16 protein-coding genes and 2 tRNA genes are annotated in these 21846 nt (G+C 56.5%); 10 read left to right on the top strand and 8 right to left on the bottom strand.

Annotation, left to right across the window (positions count from 1 at the left end):
• Nucleotides 1-89 precede the first annotated feature (89 nt).
• The 3 genes from ptrA to recD are packed head-to-tail and all read left to right on the top strand — an operon-like array spanning nt 90 to nt 8355.
• Nucleotides 90-2981: a pitrilysin gene (ptrA, locus tag N5J69_RS12940; RefSeq protein ID WP_279770808.1), complete on the top strand. Its 2892-nt coding sequence runs from the start codon at nt 90-92 to the stop codon at nt 2979-2981.
• Nucleotides 2978-6517, top strand: a complete 3540-nt coding sequence (recB, locus tag N5J69_RS12935; RefSeq protein WP_279770807.1) for an exodeoxyribonuclease V subunit beta — start codon at nt 2978-2980, stop codon at nt 6515-6517. The genes ptrA and recB overlap by 4 nt, the downstream gene beginning before the upstream one ends.
• Nucleotides 6514-8355: an exodeoxyribonuclease V subunit alpha gene (gene recD / locus N5J69_RS12930; RefSeq protein WP_279770806.1), complete on the top strand. Its 1842-nt coding sequence runs from the start codon at nt 6514-6516 to the stop codon at nt 8353-8355. Before recB ends, recD begins: the two co-directional genes overlap by 4 nt.
• A gap of 49 nt (nt 8356-8404) precedes the next feature.
• Here recD and argA read toward each other — a convergent pair whose 3' ends face one another.
• Nucleotides 8405-9733 carry an amino-acid N-acetyltransferase gene (argA, locus tag N5J69_RS12925; RefSeq protein WP_279770804.1) on the bottom strand — a complete coding sequence of 443 codons (1329 nt, stop codon included), beginning with the start codon at nt 9731-9733 and terminating at the stop codon, nt 8405-8407.
• Between the two features lie 232 nt (nt 9734-9965).
• On the opposite strand from argA, the gene amiC reads away from it, so the two are divergent.
• Nucleotides 9966-11210, top strand: a complete 1245-nt coding sequence (amiC, locus tag N5J69_RS12920) for an N-acetylmuramoyl-L-alanine amidase AmiC (RefSeq protein ID WP_279770802.1) — start codon at nt 9966-9968, stop codon at nt 11208-11210.
• A gap of 112 nt (nt 11211-11322) precedes the next feature.
• Here the strand turns inward: amiC and N5J69_RS12915 are convergent.
• Together N5J69_RS12915 and N5J69_RS12910 are read right to left on the bottom strand one after the other, a co-directional pair.
• Nucleotides 11323-11399, bottom strand: a tRNA-Met gene (locus N5J69_RS12915).
• 60 nt (nt 11400-11459) lie between these two features.
• Nucleotides 11460-11536 (bottom strand) — tRNA-Met (locus N5J69_RS12910).
• A gap of 203 nt (nt 11537-11739) precedes the next feature.
• Here N5J69_RS12910 and mltA point away from each other — a divergent pair.
• On the top strand, nt 11740-12888 hold the full coding sequence (gene mltA, locus N5J69_RS12905; protein WP_279770800.1) for a murein transglycosylase A: 1149 nt from the start codon (nt 11740-11742) through the stop codon (nt 12886-12888).
• Between the two features lie 48 nt (nt 12889-12936).
• On the top strand, nt 12937-13749 hold the full coding sequence (tcdA, locus tag N5J69_RS12900; protein WP_279770799.1) for a tRNA cyclic N6-threonylcarbamoyladenosine(37) synthase TcdA: 813 nt from the start codon (nt 12937-12939) through the stop codon (nt 13747-13749).
• Here tcdA and csdE read toward each other — a convergent pair.
• Nucleotides 13728-14183, bottom strand: a complete 456-nt coding sequence (gene csdE / locus N5J69_RS12895) for a cysteine desulfurase sulfur acceptor subunit CsdE (RefSeq protein ID WP_279770798.1) — start codon at nt 14181-14183, stop codon at nt 13728-13730. The genes tcdA and csdE overlap by 22 nt on opposite strands.
• Nucleotides 14184-14185: 2 nt before the next feature.
• A complete protein-coding gene (csdA, locus tag N5J69_RS12890) occupies nt 14186-15394 on the bottom strand; it encodes a cysteine desulfurase CsdA (protein ID WP_279770796.1) in 1209 nt (402 codons plus the stop codon).
• A 209-nt stretch (nt 15395-15603) separates the two neighbouring features.
• Between csdA and N5J69_RS12885 the strand changes: the two genes are divergently transcribed.
• The 4 genes from N5J69_RS12885 (at nt 15604) to rlmM (ending at nt 18617) form a co-directional block, all read left to right on the top strand.
• Nucleotides 15604-15825, top strand: coding sequence for a YgdI/YgdR family lipoprotein (locus N5J69_RS12885; protein WP_003854643.1), 222 nt, complete (start codon nt 15604-15606; stop codon nt 15823-15825).
• Between the two features lie 335 nt (nt 15826-16160).
• Complete coding sequence (locus N5J69_RS12880; protein ID WP_033733638.1) at nt 16161-17078, top strand: transcriptional regulator GcvA; 918 nt, start codon at nt 16161-16163, stop codon at nt 17076-17078.
• A gap of 50 nt (nt 17079-17128) precedes the next feature.
• On the top strand, nt 17129-17524 hold the full coding sequence (locus N5J69_RS12875; RefSeq protein ID WP_279770794.1) for a DUF423 domain-containing protein: 396 nt from the start codon (nt 17129-17131) through the stop codon (nt 17522-17524).
• Nucleotides 17517-18617: a 23S rRNA (cytidine(2498)-2'-O)-methyltransferase RlmM gene (gene rlmM, locus N5J69_RS12870; RefSeq protein ID WP_279770792.1), complete on the top strand. Its 1101-nt coding sequence runs from the start codon at nt 17517-17519 to the stop codon at nt 18615-18617. Before N5J69_RS12875 ends, rlmM begins: the two co-directional genes overlap by 8 nt.
• Nucleotides 18618-18641: 24 nt before the next feature.
• Here rlmM and xni read toward each other — a convergent pair whose 3' ends face one another.
• The 3 genes from xni to queF all read right to left on the bottom strand — a co-directional run bounded on the left by xni (nt 18642) and on the right by queF (nt 21811).
• Nucleotides 18642-19397: a flap endonuclease Xni gene (xni, locus tag N5J69_RS12865; RefSeq protein ID WP_279770790.1), complete on the bottom strand. Its 756-nt coding sequence runs from the start codon at nt 19395-19397 to the stop codon at nt 18642-18644.
• A 34-nt stretch (nt 19398-19431) separates the two neighbouring features.
• The gene (gene ppnN, locus N5J69_RS12860) at nt 19432-20796 is read right to left on the bottom strand and encodes a nucleotide 5'-monophosphate nucleosidase PpnN (RefSeq protein WP_279770789.1); all 1365 of its coding nucleotides are present in this window, start codon (nt 20794-20796) and stop codon (nt 19432-19434) included.
• Between the two features lie 169 nt (nt 20797-20965).
• Nucleotides 20966-21811, bottom strand: a complete 846-nt coding sequence (gene queF, locus N5J69_RS12855; protein ID WP_279770787.1) for an NADPH-dependent 7-cyano-7-deazaguanine reductase QueF — start codon at nt 21809-21811, stop codon at nt 20966-20968.
• Nucleotides 21812-21846 lie beyond the last annotated feature (35 nt).

Here is a 21846-nt window from a genome sequence, read left to right as displayed (position 1 = left end):
GCTGACTGATTTATAACACAGAAATTTTGCTCTGCTTTGAGCCGCCGCGTCAGAGATTGGCGGCTTATCGGGAAACGAGAGGGGTTGACATGCGGGTACACGCACGCTGGATAGCGGCGCTATTGTTAAGCCTGGTGGCTTGCACAGCACAGGCGCAGGCATCTTCAGGCTGGCAGCCTGTTAACGACACCATTCGCAAAAGTGAACAGGATCCTCGCCACTATCAGGCGATCCGGCTTGATAACGGGATGACGGTGTTGCTGGTTTCCGATCCAGTCGCACCAAAATCGCTGGCGGCGCTGACGCTGCCGATAGGATCGCTGGACGATCCCGATCAGCAGGCGGGACTGGCGCACTACCTTGAGCATATGGTGCTGATGGGCTCAAAGCACTACCCGCAGCCGGATAACCTGGCCGAATTCCTGAAAAAGCATGGTGGCAGCCACAACGCCAGTACGGCCTCTTACCGCACCGCTTTTTATCTGGAAGTGGAAAACGATTCGCTGGAACCGGCGGTTGATCGCCTGGCGGATGCGGTGGCTGAGCCACTGCTGGATCCGGTTAACGCTGACCGCGAACGCCACGCCGTAAACGCCGAGCTCACCATGGCGCGCTCGCGTGACGGCCTGCGCATGGCCCAGGTCGGTGCTGAAACCCTGAACCCGGCGCATCCGGCGTCACGTTTCTCGGGCGGCAATCTTGAGACCCTGAAAGATAAACCCGGCAGCAAACTGCACCAGGCGCTGCTGGATTTTTATCATACCCATTACTCCGCTAACCTGATGAAGGCGGTGATCTACAGCAATAAACTGTTGCCGGAGATGGCCTCAATTGCGGCCAAAACCTTTGGCCGGGTGAAAAACAACAACGCCAGCGTGCCGCAGATTACGGTGCCGGTGGTGACGGATGCCCAGCAGGGCATCATTATTCATTACGTCCCCGCCCAGCCGCGCAAGCAGCTCAGGATTGAATTCCGCATTGCCAACAACAGCGACCGCTTCCGCAGTAAAACCGACACGCTGATCAGCTATTTAATCAGTAACCGCAGCGCAAACACGCTGACCGAATGGCTGCAAAAGCAGGGGCTGGCCGACGGCGTAAATGCGGGCGCTGACCCGGTGACAGAGCGTAACAGCGGCGTATTTGCAATTACCGCTTCACTCACTGATAAAGGCCTGGCACAGCGTGACGAAGTGGTAGCGGCCATATTCAGCTACATCAATCTGCTGCGCCAGCAGAGCGATGATAAGCGCTATTTCGATGAAGTTTCACACGTGCTGGCGCTCGACTTCCGCTATCCCTCCATCACCCGCGATATGGATTACATTGAATGGCTGGTTGACACCATGCTGCGCGTGCCGGTGGAACACACGCTGGATGCGCCTTATCTGGCGGATCAGTATGATGCCGCCGCGATTAAAGCCCGGCTGGACGAGATGACTCCGCAGCGTGCGCGCATCTGGTATATCAGCCCGCAGGAGCCGCACAATAAAACCGCCTACTTTGTGGATGCGCCTTATCAGGTTGAGAAGATCACCCCACAAACCTTTGCAGACTGGCAGCAGCGTGGCAGTCAGATTACGCTGGCGATGCCCGTGCTGAACCCCTATATCCCGGATGATTTCACCCTGTTGCCGTCAGACGGAAAAACGTATCAGCATCCGATCAGACTGGATAACAATGACGGTATGCGCATTTACTGGATGCCCAGCCGTTATTATGCCAGCGAGCCGAAAGCGGCCATAACCCTGGCGTTACGAAACAGGCACGCCATCAGCGATGCCCGCCAGCAGGTGCTGTTCGGCCTTAATGATTACCTCTCCAGCCTGGCACTGGACGCGCTTAATTCTCAGGCTTCGGTGGGCGGCATCAGCTTCTCAATCGGTGAAGATGAGGGGCTGGTGTTCAGCGCCAACGGTTTTACGCAGCGCCTGCCAACGCTGCTGAAGAAACTGGTCGAAGGCTATGCCACCTTCCAGCCGACAGAGCAGCAGCTGGAGCAGGCCAAATCCTGGTATCTGGAGCGGCTGGACGCGGCGGAAAAAGGCAAGGCGTTTGAGCAGGCGATTCAGCCGATGCAGCTGTTGTCGCAACTGCCTTATACCCAGCGAGAAACCCGCCGTAAGCTGGTAAGCACAATCTCTCTTAATGATGTGACGACCTACCGCGATACGCTGTTCCGCGACGCGACGCCAGAGATGCTGGTAGTGGGGAACCTCAGTGCTGACAGCGTGACGCAACTGGGACACGAGCTGAAACAGCAGATGCAGAGCAATGCGACCCGCAACTGGCAAAGCCAGTATGTGACCATTAAAAAACCGCTGAAAGCCAACCTGCAACAGCAGGGCAGCAGCACCGACTCCGCTCTTGCCGCCCTCTATGTGCCACTGGGGTACAGTGAATATCAAAGCATGGCGCACAGCGCTATGCTGAGCCAGATTGTGCAGCCGTGGTTCTACAACCAGCTGCGGACTAAAGAGCAGCTCGGCTATGCGGTGTTTGCCTTCCAGATGCCGGTGGGCCGCCAGTGGGGTGTCGGCTTCCTGCTGCAAAGCAACAGTAAACAGCCAGACTGGCTGTTACAGCGTTACCAGGCCTTCTATCCACAGGCAGAAAAACGGTTACGCAGCATGAGCCAGGCAGATTTTGCCCAGTATCAGCAGGCGATGATCAACGACTTACAGCAACGCCCTCAGACGCTCTTTGAGGAAGCGGACCGTTTTAACCGCGACTTCGACAGGCAGAATGATCAATTTGATACCCGGCAAAAAATGACAGAGCAGGTTCAGCGGCTGACTCCGGCCAGCCTGGCTGACTTTTTTCGGCAGGCGGTGATTGAACACAAGGGCATGGTGATGACTTCGCAAATTGCAGGCACCGGCAATGGCAAAACTGCATTTGCCCGCCAGCCTGGCTGGAAAACCTGGAATGAAGTGGCGCAACTGCAGCAGTCGCTGCCGGTAAAGAGTGAGACCCAATGACGCAGTTACCTCCCGTATCGCTGAATCCTTTAACGCTGCCGCTCAGAGGTGAGCGACTGATTGAGGCGTCAGCGGGCACCGGAAAAACCTTTACCATTGGTCTGCTCTATCTGCGCCTGCTGCTTGGACTGGGCGGAGAAAACGCCTATAGCCGGCCGCTCCCGGTAGAAGAAATTTTAGTGGTGACCTTCACCGAGGCCGCGACAGCAGAATTGCGCGGGCGCATCCGCGAAAATATTCATCAGTTACGTCTGGCCTGTATCCGCGGGAAAAGCAGCAATCCAATGCATCAGCTACTGCTGGAGCAAATGGCGGATCTGAGTCAGGCCGCCGCGCAGTTGCTGGCTGCTGAACGCCAGATGGATGAAGCCGCCATCTTCACGATTCACGGCTTCTGTCAGCGGATGCTGAATCTCAACGCCTTTGAATCAGGCATGCTCTTTGAGCTGGAGTTAATTGAAGATGAGCAGGCGCTGCTGAAGCAGTCGACCGCTGATTTCTGGCGTCGTCAGTGCTATCCCCTGTCGCTGGATGTGGCGCGAATCATTGCCGCAGAGTGGAGCGGGCCCGACAGCCTGTTGACCACGCTGCGCCCCTGGCTTCAGGGTGAATCGCCCAGCCTGAAGCGTCCACCCGCCGCTGATGAGACGCTGGCCTCACGTCATGCCCGTAATCTGGCGCGCATTGACGCCATCAAGCAGCAGTGGCAGGCGCTCAGCGCCGATGTTGAGGGTATGATCAGCACCTCGGGCGTGGATAAGCGCAGCTACAGCAGCAAACATCTGCCGAACTGGGTCGCAAAAGTCACGCAGTGGGCCAGCAGCGAGACGCTGGATTATCAGTTGCCGAAAGAGCTGGAGCGCTTTGGTCAGCAGGTGCTGGATGAGAAAACCAAAAAGGGCGAAGCCCCGCGACATTCGCTGTTTGAAGCGATCGATCAGTTTCTGGCGGAACCGTTGTCGCTGCGGGATGTGATCATTGCGCAGGCGCTGACTGATGTGCGTGCCACGGTACAGCGCGAGAAACGGTTACGTGCACTGTTAGGCTTCGACGATCTGCTCAGTAAGCTGGATGAGGCGTTGCAGCAGCCTGGCGGCGTGTTACTGGCAGAAACTATCCGGGCGCGATTCCCGGTGGCCCTGATTGATGAATTCCAGGATACCGATCCGCAGCAGTATCGCATCTTCCGCACGCTCTATCTTAATCAGCCTGAACAGGCGTTGTTTCTGATCGGCGATCCCAAACAGGCGATCTATGCGTTTCGCGGCGCGGATATTTTTACCTATCTGCGGGCCAGAAACGAAGTCAGTGCTCACTACACGCTGGATACCAACTGGCGTTCTTCACCTGAGATGGTAGAGAGCGTCAACCGCCTCTTTTCTCAGCTGGATTCGCCTTTCCTCTTCTCGGCAATTCCTTTCCAGCCGGTCAGGCCCGCTGCACCCAATCAGTCGCTGAAGCTGATTTTTGACCAGCAACAGCAACCGGCATTACGTTTCTGGCTGCAGCCTGGCGAAGGCGTCGGTAACAGCGACTACCAGCAGTTTATGGCGCAGCAGTGTGCCGCTGACATCAGCCGCTGGCTGGTGGCAGGACAGCAGGGACGCGCCTGGCTGGGTAAAGACGAGGCGCTGCAGCCGGTGCGGGCTTCCGATATCACCGTGCTGGTGCGCAGTCGCAATGAGGCGGGATTAATCCGTGACGCGCTGAATGCGCTGTCGATTCCCTCGGTCTACCTCTCCAGTCGGGACAGCGTCTACAGCACGCCCGAAGCGCGCGAATTACTCTGGTTGCTGCAGGCGATACAGGCTCCTGAGCAGGAACGGCTGCTGCGCAGTGCGCTGGCGACCTCCATTTTCGCTATTGATGCGGCAACGCTGGACGCGCTGACGCAGAATGAGCGCGAATGGGATGCGCTGGTGGAGCAGTTTGCCCTCTGGCAGCAGCTGTGGCATCAGCGCGGCGTGTTACCCATGCTGCGAGATGTCATGATCAAACGGCAGCTGGCAGAGAATATGCTGGCTTCGGAGAACGGTGAACGTCGCCTGACAGACCTGATGCATCTGGGTGAACTGCTGCAGGAAGCCTCGGTGCAGCTGGAGAGTCCGCACGCGCTGGTGCGCTTCCTGGCGCAGCAGATTGCCCGGCCAAACAGCCAGGCCTCCAGCCAGCAGCTGCGTCTGGAAAGTGACCGCCATCTGGTGCAGATCATCACCATCCATAAATCGAAAGGGCTGCAATATCCGCTGGTCTGGCTGCCCTTCGCTGCCGGATTCCGTGAGGCAGCCAGCGCGCTCTATCACGACCGCGACACGTTCACGGCACTGCTGGATGTGCAGGGCGATGCCGGAAGTCTGGCGCTGGCCGAAGAGGAGCGTCTGGCTGAGGATCTGCGCCTGCTCTACGTGGCGCTGACCCGTTCGGTTTATCATTGCAGCGTGGGCATTGCTCCGCTGATCAAGGGCACCCGCAAAAAAGAGGGTGAAAGCGATCTCCACAAGAGCGCACTGGGTTACCTGGTGCAGAAGGGGGAAGCAACCGATGCGCAGCAGCTCAGTCAGCGGCTGAAGGCGTTAACCGGTGAGGGCATTGCGCTGGTTGACGACGATCTGCTGCCGGGTGAAATATGGCAGGATGCGCAGCAGGGCGATGAGGCGTTAAGCAGTCGCGACGTGACCCGCGCACTGGGCGATGTCTGGCGGGTAACCAGTTATTCTGGCCTGCAACAGCACCACAGCTCGCCGTTGCTGGATGCGCTGCCCAATTTCGATATTGATGCCGCAGGTGAAGAAGAGCGTGGTGAAGAGGCGGCATTGACGCCGCATCACTTTCCGCGCGGTGCGGCACCCGGCACCTTCCTGCACGGTCTGTTTGAGTCGATTGATTTTACCGAACCGCCGGATCGCGTCTGGCTGGAAGATCAGCTACAGCACAATGGTTACCCCCTGAGCTGGTTGCCGGTTCTGGAACAGTGGATTGATCGGGTCTTACATACGCCGCTCAATGCCGAAGGACTGACGCTGTCGGCGATAAAAAGCAGCGAGCGCCTCATTGAGATGGAGTTTTATCTGCCGATCAATAATCTGCTGACCGCAGCGGATCTTGACGATTTGCTACGCCGGCACGACCGTCTCTCTCAGCAGGCTGCCGCCCTGGATTTTCGTCAGGTGCGCGGCATGCTGAAAGGCTTTATCGATCTGGTCTTCCGCTGGCAGGGTAAATATTATCTGCTCGACTACAAGTCGAACTGGCTGGGAGAGAGTCATGCTGCTTATACGCCAGAGGCGATGGCGCAGGCGATGACTGGCCACCGCTACGACCTGCAGTATCAGCTCTATACGCTGGCGCTGCATCGCTATCTGCAGCATCGCCTGCCGGATTACCGCTATGAGCGTGATTTTGGTGGGGTGTTTTATCTGTTTTTACGCGGAATGGATGGCAGTTCGCCGGACAACGGCATTTTTGCCACCCGACCTTCCGAAGCCTTTGTGGAGGAGATTGATGCGCTGTTTGGTGAAACCGGAGAGAGGTTATGAGTGACATGCTGAATCTGCTGTTGCAGGCCGTTGAGAAGCGTCTCCTGCGGCCGCTGGATATTCAGTTTGCCCGTCTGGTGGCGCCGGAATCACAGCCTGCGCTGCTGCTTGCAGCCGCCTGCGTCAGCGCGGAGGCGGGCGAAGGGCACGTCTGTTTGCCGCTGAGCAACCTTTGTGAAGCAAACCTGTTTGCCGGGCGTCAGCCTGCGCTGGCCCAGGCCATCTGGCAGGCTGCGGGCGCGCCGGATGACTGGCCATCACGCCTGGCTGACTGGTCGGCCGTCAGTGATGGTAGCCTGATTACGCCGCTGGTGCTGAGCAACCAGCGTTTGTATCTGCATCGGCTGTGGCACAGCGAAGGCCGGGTTGCCGACTTCTTTGCTGTGCAGGACGTGAAAACCGCGTTTGATATGCGTGCAGCAGGCGACGTGCTCAACAGCCTGTTTGGTGACGATCCGGAAAACTGGCAGAAAATTGCTGCGGCCGTGGCGCTGACCCGCAAGACGGCGGTCATTTCCGGCGGCCCCGGCACCGGTAAAACCACGACCGTGGCGAAACTCCTCGCCGCCCTGATTCGCCTGAATCCTGGTGCGCTGCGGATTCAGCTGGCGGCACCAACCGGCAAAGCGGCTGCGCGGCTGACTGAGTCACTGGGCCGGGCGCTGCAGGATCTGGCGGTCACTGACGAAGAACGGCGGCGTTTTCCTGCCGAAGCCACCACGCTGCATCGCCTGCTGGGCGCACAGCCCGATACCCAGCGGCTCCGCTACCATGCCGGTAATCCGCTGCATCTGGATGTGCTGGTGGTGGATGAGGCCTCGATGGTCGATCTTTCGATGATGGCAAAACTGATTGCCGCGCTGCCTGCCCATGCCCGTGTGGTGTTCCTGGGCGATCGCGACCAGCTGGCCTCTGTTGAAGCGGGTGCGGTGCTGGGCGATATCTGCCGCTGCACGGAAAGCGGCTACAGCCTGGCGCGGGCAGAACAGCTTGCCCTGCTGACCGGCTGTACACTGCAGGGCAGCGACGACGGGCTTGCACCGGCAGTGCGTGACAGCATCTGTCTGCTGCAGAAAAGTTACCGTTTTGACGCCTCATCAGGCATCGGCCAGCTGGCAAAAGCGATCAACCTTGGCGATGCTGAGCAGGTCAGGGCAGTGTTTGCTGCGGCTCATGAAGATGTCAGTTATCAGCCGCTGAACAGCGCGGAAGCGTATCAGGTGATGCTCGATGAAGTGGCACAGGGCTATCAGCCTTTCCTGCAGCTCATCAGACAACAGGCTCCGCCTGCTGAGGTAATTGCTGCATTTGGCCGTTATCAGCTGTTGTGTGCATTACGTGACGGGCCCTTTGGCGTGCAGGGGCTGAACCAGCGCATTGAGCAGCGACTGATGCAGCTGCAGCGCATCCGGCGTCCCGGTATCGGCAGCCGCTGGTATGCCGGACGTCCGGTGATGATCGCCCGGAATGACAGTGCGCTCGGACTGTTTAACGGCGACATCGGCATTACGCTGCGGGATGAAGAGGGTAACCTGAAGGTCTTTTTCGCGCTGCCGGATGGCTCAATCAAGGCGATCCAGCCGAGCCGGTTACCGTCGCATGAAACGGCCTGGGTAATGACGGTGCATAAATCGCAGGGGTCAGAGTTCGACCACACTGCGCTGGTGATGCCGACGCAGTTTCTGCCGGTGCTGACCCGTGAACTGGTCTACACCGCGATTACGCGCGCGCGTAAACAACTGACTATTTACAGTGAAACTGGCGTATTTCAGCGTGCAGTGCAGCTGCGAACGCAGCGACGCAGCGGTCTGGTGGAACGACTGGGGGAAACCGGCTGAGAAGAAGGGGGACAGGCCATGAGGAGTGGCCCGTCCCTTCAGCATTGAATCAGGTGAGGTCGGCCATCAGCACCTTGGAGCGGCGCTGATAGTTATACATCTCTTTCTTACTCTCGGGCAGTGACTCAATATCGACCGGCGTAAAGCCGCGCTCCTGGAACCAGTGGATGCTGCGGGTGGTTAATACAAACAGCTTTTGCAGCCCCATTTGCTTCGCCTGCAACGCCACGCGCTGCAGCAGCATCTCACCGCGTGAAGAGCTGCGATAGTCAGGATGAACCGCCACACAGGCCATTTCGCCAATCTTCTCATCCATAAACGGATAGAGCGCGGCACAGGCGATGGTCAGATTGTCGCGCTGAATAATCGTGAACTTATCGATCTCCATCTCCAGCTGCTCGCGGGAGCGACGCACCAGAATGCCCTGCTGCTCCAGCGGGCGGATCAGTTCGAGGATACCGCCGATGTCATTGATATTGGCGCGCCGGATCTGTTCGGCTGACTCCATAACAATCTGCGTTCCGATACCGTCGCGTGAGAAGAGCTCCTGTAACAGCGCGCCATCTTCCTGATAGCTGATTAAATGGCTGCGGCGCACGCCACTGCGGCAGGCCTTCACCGCGCCTCGAAGGAAGCGGACCGTCCCGGAAAGATAATCCCCTTCTTTTTCAATCTCGTCGATGCGGGCCTGCGCATCGTTAGGGAACAGCTCGGAGATGATTTCACCTTCGCTGTTCAGCACGCCCTGCTCAGAGCAGAAACCGATCATCTTTTCGGCTTTGAGCTTAATTGCCAGCTGGGTAGCCACTTCTTCAGACGTCAGATTAAAGCTCTCGCCGGTCACAGAGACCGCAACCGGACCCAGCAGTACGATGGCATCGTTATCCAGCTGGCGATGAATCGCCTCTTCATCAATACGACGGATGCGTCCGCTGTGACAGTAATCCACGCCATCATCCACACCCAGCGGCTGTGAAATAATGAAATTGCCGCTGACCACATTAATGTGCGCGCCCTGCAGCGGGGTGTTGTTGAGACTCATCGAGAGGCGGGCAGTGATATCTAGCTGCAGCCGACCGGCAGCCTGTTTCACTAACTCCAGCGATTGCGCGTCCGTCACCCGGGTAAATTTATGATAAACCGGCTCCAGCTGCTGCTGGGCCAGGCTGGCGTCAATCTGAGGCCGTGCGCCATAAACCACCACCAGGCGGATGCCCAGGCTGTGCAACAGGCCGATATCATTAACGATGCCAGAGAAGTTCTCATGCTCAATCGCTTCGCCACCCAGCATGATGACAAAAGTTTTACCCCGGTGGGCATTGATATAGGGAACGGTATGGCGAAAACCCTGAACCAGTTCGGTACTACGTTCCTTCACGGCCAACCCTCAGTGAATGTTTATTCGTATTTTTTGTATTTTTATGCTTTTACGTCCGGTTTTGCAAGCCTTAATCCTGACGAAAATTTACGTTTTTTCGGGTGTCAAAGCCGCTAACAGCCTGCATTATTTAGGGTTTCCGGGGTGACATCATGCTGCGGATTGGATAAAGTTTTCGCCGCCACTTGATTAACTGGCGTTTTTTTAGACACAACACAGTAGCTGGAGCGGCATGTCAGACGGTAATTCCCATTTTTCACGCAGACGATTTTTACAGGGGACGGGTGCCTTACTGCTGTTGAGCGTCAGCCGGACAGGGCTGGCGGCAAAGAACCACATTGTAGCGGTGCGTATCTGGCCCTCATCCACCTACTCGCGCATGACGCTGGAATCAAACGTTGCACTGAAGTACAGGCAGTTTGCGCTGAGCAATCCTGAACGGCTGGTGATCGATATTCAGGGCCTGCACCTTAATCCGGTCCTGAAAGGGGTAGATAAGCAGGTACGGGTTGAAGATCCCTTTATTAAACATGCCCGGGTCGGCCAGTTCGACAGCAACACAGTGCGCGTTGTTCTGGAGTTAAAGCGCAACGTCGCACCGAAGATCTTCAATCTGGCACCGGTCGCCGGGATCAATCACCGGCTGGTGGTCGATCTCTATCCGAGCCAGAACGCTGTGGAAGACGACCCGCTGCTGGCCCTGCTGAAAGATTATAATCAGGGTGAGCTGGAGAAAGATGAAGGGGTGCAGGCACCGTTACCAGGCAAAGCGGGGCGCGATCGCCCGATTATCATCATGATCGATCCTGGCCACGGCGGCGAAGATCCCGGTGCGCACGGCAAATATAAAACCCGCGAAAAAGATATTGTGCTGAAGATAGGACGGCGACTCAAAGCGTTGATCGATAAAGAGTCCCACATGAAAGCCTACATGACGCGCAACGAAGATGTCTTTATTCCGCTGCGCGTCAGGGTCGCAAAAGCCCGTAAACAGCGTGCCGACCTCTTTGTGTCGATTCATGCGGATGCATTTACCAGCCGGGCGGCACGCGGCTCTTCGGTGTTTGCCTTATCAACCAGCGGTGCTACATCAGCAGCAGCCCGTTTCCTGGCGCAGACCCAGAATGAATCCGACCTGATTGGCGGCGTCAGCAAAAGCGGCGACCGCTATCTTGATCACACCATGTTCGATATGGTGCAGCGCCAGACCATTCACGACAGCCTGAAGTTTGGTAAAGAGGTGCTGCATCGCATGGGGCGCATCAACCATCTGCACAAACGTACCGTTGATCAGGCCGGATTTGCGGTGCTGAAAGCCCCGGATATTCCGTCCATCCTGGTGGAGACCGCGTTTATCAGTAATGTGGAAGAGGAACGAAAATTACGCACCACGCGCTATCAGCATCAGGTTGCGGAAGCGATTCTTAACGGTATCAAAGCGTATGTGGAGAGTGGGGCGGCACTGGCCCATCGATAAAAAGGGGTGCGGATAGCCACGGCTATTCGTGCGCTTGTCAGCGGGAGAAAGGCGTAAGAGGGATTTTCAAACGGCAGAAACAAAAAAACACCCTTTCAGGTGTTTAAATGATTGGTTGCGGGGGCCGGATTTGAACCGACGACCTTCGGGTTATGAGCCCGACGAGCTACCAGGCTGCTCCACCCCGCGTCCGTATTGCGCTTTGCGACTTTTCACATTGTGACTTCTGTAAAACTGCTGCAGAAGTATTGGTTGCGGGGGCCGGATTTGAACCGACGACCTTCGGGTTATGAGCCCGACGAGCTACCAGGCTGCTCCACCCCGCGTCCGTGGAAGCGCACTATACTCTCCGCGCTAATTGATGCAACCCCTTTTTAAAGATAAAGGCCAAATTAACAGCCAGTTGCTGAAGGATTCAGCCATCTGATTAATTATTGAACTGATATGCGCTGCGTCAAAGCGGATGCATTTCATTATGTCGGGCGCTTTGCTATCGTCGCGGGGCGAACAGTTATAAAAAGAGAAGATAATGAAACCACATTGGGTGAAGTATGCACTCACTGGCGCGTTAATCACGCTGCTGGCGGCCTGTAGCTCTAAACCGACCGATCGCGGTCAGCAATATAAAGATGGCAAACTGGAACAGCCGCTGGCGCTGGTGAATCAGCCCAATGCCAAAGGCGCACCGGTGAATGGCAAAGACTTTGGCGATCAGGTCCGTCAGATTCAGTCCGCCTCATCCGCCCTTTACAGTCGTCAGAACGGCACTTATAGCGCGATTGAAAGCTGGCTGATGGCGGGTGCAGATACCCGACAGCTCCGTCAGTATGGTCTGAACGCCTGGCAGATGGAGGGCACGGACAACTACGGTAACGTGCAGTTCACCGGTTATTACACGCCGGTCGTGGAAGCGCGCTACACCCGTCAGGGCGAGTTCCAGTATCCAATCTACCGTATGCCGCCGCGCAAACGGGGTGAAAAATTACCGAGCCGCGCCTCAATCTACAGTGGCGGGCTCGATGACCGCTACGTTATTGCCTACAGCAACTCGCTGATTGATAACTTCATGATGGATGTGCAGGGCAGTGGTTATGTCGACTTTGGCGATGGCCGGCCGATGACCTTCTTTGGTTACGCCGGTAAAAATGGCTGGGGCTATCACAGTATCGGTAAAGAGCTGATCGATCGCGGCGAAGTGAAGCGCGAAGATATGTCGATGCAGGCGATTCGCCAGTGGGCGCAGGAGCACTCCCCGCAGGAGGTGCGTGCGCTGCTGGAAACTAACCCTTCATTCGTCTTCTTTAAGGCTGAGCCGTTTACGCCAGTCCGTGGTGCCAGCGCCGTTCCGCTGGTGGCAAAAGCCTCGGTGGCATCTGACCGCTCCATTATTCCGGCGGGTACGGTACTGCTGGCTGAAGTGCCGCAGTTGAATGAGAAAGGCAAATTCAACGGCAAATATGAGATGCGCCTGATGGTGGCTCTGGATGTAGGTGGGGCGATTAAAGGCCAACACTTTGATATCTATCAGGGTATCGGACCGGATGCCGCACATCTGGCGGGCTTCTATAATCACTACGGACGCGTCTGGGTGCTGAAAGCCGCGCCGGGTGCCGGACAGCCGCTGTTCTCCAGCCCGCAAAACGGTAATAATGGTTCACTGCTTCTCGGTTCCAACTAATTTCTTCTCTGCGGGCCTCCGGGCCCGCACGACGTAACAGGTTCAACTATGAAAGTGTTAAATGACGCCTGGCATCAGCGCTTTGGCGGCACAGCACGTCTCTATGGTCAGGATGCGCTGCAACGTTTTGCTGACGCACACTTCTGCGTCATCGGTATTGGCGGGGTCGGTTCGTGGGCGGCGGAAGCGCTGGTGCGCACCGGGATTGGTAAGATCACCCTGATCGACATGGATGATGTCTGTATCACCAACACCAACCGGCAGCTTCATGCGTTGCAGGGCAACGTCGGCAAAGCTAAAACAGACGTCATGGCAGAACGGCTGCGTGCGATCAATCCTGACTGCGAAGTGATCTGCATTGATGATTTTATTACGCCCGACAACACCGCGGAACTGATGGCTGCGGGCTTCGACTATGTGATCGACGCTATCGACAGCGTGCGCCCTAAAGCGGCACTGATCGCCTGGTGTCGCCGGAATAAGATCCCGCTGATCACCACCGGTGGCGCGGGTGGGCAGATTGATCCGACTCAAATACAGGTCGCCGATCTGGCAAAAACCATTCAGGATCCGCTGGCGGCGAAGCTGCGCGAACGGCTGAAAAGTCTGGGCGTGGTGAAAAGCAGTAAAGGCAAACTCGGCATCGACTGTGTCTTTTCTACTGAAGCGCTGGTCTATCCGCAGGCTGACGGCAGCGTCTGTGCTTCACGCAGCACCGCAGAAGGCCCGAAGAGAATGGATTGCACATCCGGTTTTGGCGCGGCCACCATGGTGACCGCCACCTTCGGCTTTGTTGCCGTTTCGCATGCGCTGAAGAAATTTCTGGCGCGTGCGGCGCGTCAGGAGGCCGTCAGTGCCTGACGCGCCGCGTGCTCAACCGCAGCAGCCAGCGCCTGCAGGCCACTGCTGCGGGAGGCACTGAGCTGGGCGCGCAGGCCCAGCTCATCAAACAGGTGTAAGGGGTCCGTTGCCAGCAGCTGTTGCGGCGTCTTGCCTTCTGCCGCAGTCAGCAGCACAGCCAGCAGACCGCGCACGATGCGTCCTTCACTGTCACCGTAGAAATGCAGCGAGCCATCCTCACGCAACTGACTGCCCAGCCAGACACGGTTTTCACAGCCGCTGAGTTCAATGTCCGCTGCTTTCAGCGCCTCCGGTAATGGGGGCAACTGACGGCTTAGCTGGATCAGCTGTCGATAACGATCTTCCCACTGATGAAAGTGACTGAAGCTCTCTTTCAGGCTGGCAACGGTAATCTGTTCGCCAAACGGGTGTGGCGCTAAAAGCGGTGAAGGCATAATCAAAACTCCGATAACAGCGTGATGGCGCTCGTCATGGCGCGCACCAGCGCATCCACATCCTGCAGATTATTATAGGGTGCAAAAGAAGCACGCAGGGTGCCGCTGACGCCCAGCGCTGCCAGCAACGGCTGGGCACAGTGCTGACCGGCACGCAGCGCGATGCCCTGTTCAGCCAGCAGCGTCACCAGATCGCTGTGATGCAGGCCAGCGAATTCAAAGGCCAGCAGGCTGGCGTTGCCACAGCGGAAGCTGCGAAAGCCGGGTAATTCTGCCAGCTGCTCTTCCGCCCGTGTCGCAAGCTGCTGACTCCAGCGCTCAGCTTCGGGCAGGTTGACCTGCGCCAGCCAGCTCAGTGCCGCACTTAATCCCACCACCCCCGCCACATTCGGCGTGCCAGCTTCAAATCGCCACGGCACCGGCTGCGGTGTGAAGCCATTGAAATCCACATCCGTTATCATTTTGCCGCCGCCCTGCCAGGGGGCCATCGCCTCCAGCAGGTCCGCTTTGCCATATAACGCGCCAATGCCCATCGGGCCGTAAATCTTATGGCCGGAAAAGGCATAAAAGTCGATGTCCAGCGCCTGTACATCCGGCGGGCAGTGCACCACGCCCTGCGCACCATCAACCATCACTTTCGCGCCAGCAGCGTGTGCCAGCGAAATCGCCCCGGCGAGATCGGGACAACCGCCGGTGACGTTTGACATCTGACCGACAGCCAGCAGGCGGGTGCGGCTGTTGAGCAGGGCGGGTAGCAGGCTGATATCGGGCAGACGGTCTGGCCCTAATGGCCATTTTACAACGCGGGCACCGCACGCCTGCGCAGCCATCAGCCAGGGAACCAGGTTGGCGTGGTGTTCTGCCTCGCTTACCACAATCTCATCACCGGGCTGCAGGCGCGGACGCAGCCAGCTGTTCGCCACCAGGTTTATCGCTTCGGTGGTGCCGCGCGTCCAGACAATCTCACGATCGTCTGCGGCATTCAGCCAGCGGGCAACCTGATTGCGCGCCTGCTCATAGCGATGGGTTAAGGCCTGGGCCGCGGCAAACTGGCTGCGGTGAACTGTCCCAGCGCTAAGGCTGTAAAACTGCTGCGTGCTGTCAATGACGGCCAGCGGCTTCAGCGTGGTCGCGGCGCTGTCGAGATAAACGCCGGCGTCGGCGAGTGCGGGAAACTGCTGGCGAAATGCGATGGGATTAAATGCGGTCATGCCTGGTCCATGATAAGGAAAATTAGGACCACACTGAAAGAATGGTCTGCGTCTGGCAAAGCTGGAAAAGCGCGTTATGCTGAATATTGCAAGGTTTAAACTAAACCCGCATAACGATCGGACGTTTACTAGTCGAACTCACTTTTCGGCTGCCTCTGGTTAGCGTAACGCGGGTGGTTTGATGCAATCAATCTACAAGGAGATAGCAGATGAAAAAACTTACCGCAGTACTGGCCGTGTGTACTCTTGCTTTTACCCTGAGTGCCTGTTCAAGCAATTACGTGATGCATACCAACGATGGGCGCACCATCGTGGCTGCCGGCAAGCCTAAAGTCGATAACGATACCGGCATGATCAGCTATAAAGATGCGAACGGCAACGAGCAGCAGATTAACCGCTCTGATGTGAAAGAAATGGTTGAGTCGAAGTAAGCAGCAAAAAAAAAAGCACCGCAATTTGCGGTGCTATTCAAAAATCACTATGGACAGACAGGGTAAATCTACAGGAATTAAGCGTTCGATCCGCAATCGTCGGATCAAAAATTGCAAACACAACATCACGACCACAAGCCAAAAGCTTTCAGAAAATCTGCGAACTCACTCACAAATCTAAAAACTTTTCGTTCCGGCTCAGGAAGTGCGGCAACTATAGGTATTTGCTGGAGGTTCCTCAACGGACAAATTATAATGCCTCGGATTAAAAATTCTAATACGTGAACGCTTTTCATAAGCCTGCGTATTTTTCGCCGATCCGGATACGCAAAACCATGTCGAAACGCCTTCCTCCTCTTAACGCACTGCGGGTTTTTGATGCCGCTGCGCGCCATTTAAGCTTTACCAAAGCCGCTGAAGAGCTGTTTGTTACCCAGGCTGCTGTAAGCCATCAGATTAAATCTCTGGAAGATTTTCTGGGGTTAAAGCTGTTTCGCCGGAGGAATCGTTCGCTGTTGCTGACCGAAGAAGGACAAAGCTACTACCTCGACATCAAAGAGATTTTCTCGGCGATTAACGAAGCGACGCGCAAACTGCAGGCGCGCAGTGCCAAGGGGGCGCTGACGGTCAGTTTACTGCCGAGTTTTGCCATTCAGTGGCTGGTTCCCCGTCTCTCCAGCTTTAATATGGCTTATCCGGGAATCGACGTCCGTATTCAAGCGGTTGACCGCGACGAAGAGAAACTGGCTGATGATGTCGACGTGGCGATTTTTTACGGCCGGGGCAACTGGCCCGGCCTGCGGGTTGAAAAACTCTATGCCGAATATCTGTTGCCGGTCTGTTCGCCGTCGCTGATGACCGGGGATAACCCGCTGAAAACGCCGGTGGACCTGTCGCGCTTTACGCTGCTGCATGATGCTTCCCGCCGTGACTGGCAATCTTATATCCGGCAGTTGGGCCTGCAGCATATTAACGTGCAGCAGGGGCCGATTTTCAGTCACAGCGCCATGGTGTTGCAGGCGGCGATTCATGGTCAGGGCGTGGCGCTGGCGAACAACGTCATGGCGCAGAGCGAAATAGAGGCCGGACGATTAATCTGCCCGTTTAATGATGTATTAGTCAGTAAAAACGCTTTTTATCTGGTTTGTCATGACAGTCAGGCAGAACTGGGTAAAATAGCCGCCTTCCGACAGTGGATTCTGGAAAAAGCTGCAACCGAACAAGAAAAATTCCGCTTTCGCTATCAACAATAACCTTTTGATTTATTTGCATTACGATGCAAAAGCACCCTGAGGATCGGTTAATGTCCAGTCGTGCCATGTTTGTTTTTGCGGCTATCAGCGGATTTCTGCTGGTGGCTTTTGGCGCATTTGGTGCCCACGTTTTGAGTCGGTCGCTTGGTGCGGCTGAGATGGCCTGGATTCATACCGGGCTGGAATATCAGGCTTATCACACCTTAGCGGTGATGGGACTGGGTGCTGCGATGCTTCGCCGCGCCAATATCTGGTTTTACTGGAGCAGTGCGCTGATGGCGCTCGGCACCGTGCTGTTCAGTGGCAGCCTCTATTGTCTGGCGCTGTCACATCTGAAGTTTTGGGTTTTTATCACACCCGTGGGCGGGGTCTGTTTCCTCGCTGGTTGGGTATTGATGTTGATTGGCGCGCTGCGTCTTAAACGAAAGGCAGAACGCCATGAATAAAGTTTTACTCTATTGTCGTCCCGGTTTTGAAAAAGAGTGTGCGGCGGAAATCAGCGCCAAAGCGGCTGAACGTGAGATTTACGGTTTTCCACGGGTTAAAGATGACGCTGGCTACGTGCTGTTTGAGTGCTATCAGTTTGAAGACGCTGAGCGTCTGGCGCGTGAGCTGCCGTTTGACGACCTGATCTTTGCCCGCCAGATGCTGGTTGTGGGAGAGCTGCTGCGTGATCTGCCGCAGGAAGATCGTATTAGCCCGATCGTGGGCATGCTGACTGGCGTGGTGGAGAAGGGCGGCGAACTGCGTGTTGAAGTGCCGGACACCAATGAAGCGAAAGAGCTGACAAAATTCTGCCGTAAATTCACCGTGCCGCTGCGTGCGGCACTGCGTGAAAGCAAGATCCTGCTGAATTATGAAAGCCCGAAACGCCCTGTCGTGCATGTGTTTTTCATTGCGCCAGGCACGTGCTACGTTGGTTATTCCATCCGGGAAAACAGCTCGCCGTTTTACATGGGGATTCCACGGCTTAAATTCCCCTCCGATGCGCCAAGCCGTTCAACCCTTAAGCTGGAAGAGGCGTTCCATGTCTTTATTCCTGCGGATGAGTGGGATGAGCGTTTAGCCAGCGGCATGTACGCCGTGGATCTCGGTGCCTGTCCGGGCGGCTGGACGTATCAGCTGGTCCAGCGCAGCATGATGGTCTATGCCGTAGACAACGGTCCGATGGCACCGAGCCTGATGGATACCGGTCAGGTGATGCATGAAAAAGCCGATGGATTTAAATTCCGTCCGCCCCGCACCAACATCAGCTGGCTGGTGTGTGACATGGTGGAGAAGCCGGTGCGTGTGGCTAACCTCATGACCGACTGGCTGGTCAACGGCTGGTGCCGTGAAGCCATCTTCAACCTCAAGCTGCCGATGAAAAAGCGGTATGAAGAGGTTACGCAGAACCTCGCCATGATGCAGGAACGGTTTGATGATAATGGCATTAATGTGCAGATTCGCGCCCGCCAGCTCTATCATGACCGCGAAGAGGTGACGGTACATGTGCGTCGCATCTGGGCGGCTGTGGGTGGTCGTCGCGACGAACGTTAATTGCCGGGCTGAGTGCAGCTGCACTCAGCCTGTATAACGCAGCGTATTCAGATTCCCCTGCAACACCAGATCCCGCTTCAGTGTGGCCACCTGACGGCTGATTTCTGCCATCTGCTGGCCTTCAGCGAGCTTTTCCTGCCATTTAGCGGGCACCTTATCCAGTTGCTGATAAATGCCCTCAAGCGTCTGAAACTCTGCCAGCAGCTGTTTCGCGCTTTTCGGGCCGATGCCGGTGATGCCCGGAATCTTACTGCTGCTGATGCCGCACAAGCCCCAGTAGTCGGGTAACAACTGAGGTGCCACGCCAAATTCAGCCTCGATAAAGGGCAGATCGAGCCAGCGTTTCTGGAAGTAGTCGCGGAGGCGGATTTCCGGGGCCAGCAGCTGACAGTAACCTTTGTCAGTGGAAACGATGGTAGCCTGATGTCCGGCCTGAGCCATTTTTACCGCCAGCGTCGCCGCTAAATCATCCGCCTCATCCTCGCCCGCTATCCAGCAGCTTACGCCCGCGTCGCGGAAAGCCTCCTGCAACGCTGGCATCTCTGCCTGTAAATCATCTGGCATTGGCGGACGACCGCTTTTGTAATCGGGTAGCAGCTGATGACGCCAGCCCTGATGGCGCGCTTCGCCATCAAAAACCGCCACAGCGTGAGTCGGACGGGCGTGGCCCAGAATCTGACGCAGCGCAGCCACGCAGCCGTCGACACAGGGGGAGCCCTGAACCGCATGCAGACGGCGAATCAGGTTCAGCGCGTCAACAATAACAAGATGAAGATCCATGAGAGTATGGGCAGCCCGGGGGCTGCCTCCTGGTTTATTTGATGATTTCGTAGCAGGGGATGTAGGCGGTGCCGGGCAGTTTCATACGTTGCTGGGCAACGAATCCCTGAAGCAGCTCATCCATGCGGTGCATGATGTCGGGGTCACCATGCAGTTTGTAGCGTCCCTTCTCGCGGATTTCGCGGATACCCATCTCTTTGACGTTACCCGCGACGATGCCTGAGAAGGCACGGCGCAGGTCGGCCGCCAGCTTCTCGGGAGGCTGATTGGTATAGAGATTGAGGTTGGCCATATTTTCATGGGTTGGCATGAAGGGCACCTGCAGATCGGGCTCAATGCGAATCGACCAGTTAAAGCTATACGCATCGCCGGTTTCGCGCCGGTTCTCTTTCACCTGCGGCATCGCTTTCTTCATCAGACGCGCAACTTCGGCTGCATCGTTGATAATGATCTGATAATGCTTACGCGCCTGTTCACCCAGTGTGTTAACGATGAAATCATCCAGCACGCGGAAGTAATCGGCGCTCTCTTCCGGGCCGGTCAGAATCAGCGGCAACACCTGATCGTTGTTTTGCGGATTCATCAGGATGCCCAGCAGATAGAGCAACTCTTCTGCCGTACCTACGCCACCTGGGAAGATGATGATGCCGTGGGCGATACGCACAAAAGCCTCCAGACGTTTTTCAATGTCCGGCATGATGATCAGCTCATTCACCAGTGGATTCGGCGGTTCAGCGGCAATGATCGAGGGTTCAGTCAGGCCAATAAAGCGGCTGTCACGATAGCGCTGCTGCGCATGACCAACCGCTGCACCTTTCATCGGTGCTTCCATCACGCCCGGCCCGCAGCCGGTACAGATATTCAGCTCACGCAAGCCAAGCTGCGTCCCGACATTGCGGCAATACTGGTACTCAACGGCGTTAATTGAGTGCCCGCCCCAGCAGACCACGGTGTTGGGATACTCGCCGATATGCAGTGCCCGCGCATTACGCAGAATGGAAAACACCGTGTTGGTGATGGTGGCAGAATCATTCTCTTCGGCTGCGCTTAACCGGCCGGGCATGTTGAGCTGGCCGCTGACAAACAGGATGTCACGCAGCACCGCAAACAGGTTAGCCTGCAGTGAGCGGATGATACGGCCATCCACAAACGCCTCTTCCGGCGGGTTGATCAGCTCCAGTTTGACGCCGCGCTCCTGGCGCAGCACGTTGATGTCGAAGTTTTCAAAGCGGGAGAGCAGTTCGTGGCTGCTGTCAGTCTGGCTGCCGGAGTTAAGCACGGCCAGAGAGCAATTACGAAACAGCTGATAGAGGTCGCTGCTGGCTGTGCGCTTGAGCATATCGACTTCCAGCTGCGAGAGCAGATCCATTGAGCCAAGAGGGCTGATATGGGTAATCAAATGAACTCCTTTACACCCGCCTGGGTGCGTGTTGGCACTGCCACAGCAGTGACGAAAATCCCTGGTCGGCCATCCGCAGGATGCCGCCATCCCCAGAGTAGCCTTGTCGGCCCGCACAGCTCAAGCGGAACTGCGCTTGCAGCACGCAGCCTGCGAGAAGTCTCGCAAACTACTGACGGACCAGCCGCGAAAAACCGGGCGAGAAGGGCACGTTGGTGCGCCACGGGTTAATATCCAGCCCGCCACGGCGCGTGTAGCGCGCATAAACTGTCAGTGCGTCCGGATGACAGAATCGCATCACATCATTGAAGATGCGCTCAACACACTGCTCGTGAAATTCGTTGTGCTGGCGGAATGAGACCAGATAGCGCAGCAGGGCTTCACGCCCGATACGGGGGCCTTTGTAGCGGATCATCACTGAGCCCCAGTCGGGCTGGTTGGTAATCAGGCAGTTTGACTTGAGCAGATGACTGACCAGCGTCTCTTCGACGATTTCACTGCCTGCGGCATTGGCCAGATAGTCAGCATTGAAGCGGTAATCTTCTATCTCGATATCCTGCTCATCAATACAGCACCCCTCGAAATGACCGAGAGGCTGACCTTCGACTTCACTGAGCCGGAACAGCGCGACCCGTACTTCACCTTCAGCACAGGCGCTCAGATCCCGCTCCAGCGTCTGACGGACTTCACCCCAGTCGGCAAAACGGGTTTGATTGAAACTATTAAGATAGAGCTTGAAGCTTTTAGACTCGATAAGATTGCGGCTCTGCGCATCCAGCACCACTTCGCCAACGGCAACCTGGGGCAGGCCTTTGCTGTTGAGCCACGAGAGTTCATACAGCGTCCAGATATCGCTGCCGGTGAAGGGCAGGCTATCGGGAAACAGGCCCAGCGGTTCACGGTTCAGGCTGCGCGGCACCGACTGCAGTAAGCTGTTGTCATACTGATCGTGATAGGCTGTAGGTTTGCCCAGCGTCAGGTTACTGAGCGCCTGATCCTGTTCGTGAGTAGTCATTGCGGTTACCACCAAAATTAATCAAAGTGGCTAAG

The organism is Pantoea sp. GD03673 (genome assembly GCF_029844725.1).
Classification (GTDB): Bacteria; Pseudomonadota; Gammaproteobacteria; order Enterobacterales; family Enterobacteriaceae; genus Pantoea.
This window is presented reverse-complemented; position numbering and strand designations above follow the sequence as displayed.

Excerpts from the sequence above, each read along its gene's own strand:
- csdA (WP_279770796.1), bottom strand. The coding sequence starts at position 15,394 with ATGACCGCATTTAATCCCATCGCATTTCGCCAGCAGTTTCCCGCACTC.
- ptrA (WP_279770808.1), top strand. The coding sequence starts at position 90 with ATGCGGGTACACGCACGCTGGATAGCGGCGCTATTGTTAAGCCTGGTG.
- recD (WP_279770806.1), top strand. The coding sequence starts at position 6,514 with ATGAGTGACATGCTGAATCTGCTGTTGCAGGCCGTTGAGAAGCGTCTC.
- tcdA (WP_279770799.1), top strand. The coding sequence starts at position 12,937 with ATGAAAGTGTTAAATGACGCCTGGCATCAGCGCTTTGGCGGCACAGCA.
- N5J69_RS12880 (WP_033733638.1), top strand. The coding sequence starts at position 16,161 with ATGTCGAAACGCCTTCCTCCTCTTAACGCACTGCGGGTTTTTGATGCC.
- csdE (WP_279770798.1), bottom strand. The coding sequence starts at position 14,183 with ATGCCTTCACCGCTTTTAGCGCCACACCCGTTTGGCGAACAGATTACC.
- amiC (WP_279770802.1), top strand. The coding sequence starts at position 9,966 with ATGTCAGACGGTAATTCCCATTTTTCACGCAGACGATTTTTACAGGGG.
- N5J69_RS12885 (WP_003854643.1), top strand. The coding sequence starts at position 15,604 with ATGAAAAAACTTACCGCAGTACTGGCCGTGTGTACTCTTGCTTTTACC.
- xni (WP_279770790.1), bottom strand. The coding sequence starts at position 19,397 with ATGGATCTTCATCTTGTTATTGTTGACGCGCTGAACCTGATTCGCCGT.
- N5J69_RS12875 (WP_279770794.1), top strand. The coding sequence starts at position 17,129 with ATGTCCAGTCGTGCCATGTTTGTTTTTGCGGCTATCAGCGGATTTCTG.
- queF (WP_279770787.1), bottom strand. The coding sequence starts at position 21,811 with ATGACTACTCACGAACAGGATCAGGCGCTCAGTAACCTGACGCTGGGC.
- recB (WP_279770807.1), top strand. The coding sequence starts at position 2,978 with ATGACGCAGTTACCTCCCGTATCGCTGAATCCTTTAACGCTGCCGCTC.
- mltA (WP_279770800.1), top strand. The coding sequence starts at position 11,740 with ATGAAACCACATTGGGTGAAGTATGCACTCACTGGCGCGTTAATCACG.
- rlmM (WP_279770792.1), top strand. The coding sequence starts at position 17,517 with ATGAATAAAGTTTTACTCTATTGTCGTCCCGGTTTTGAAAAAGAGTGT.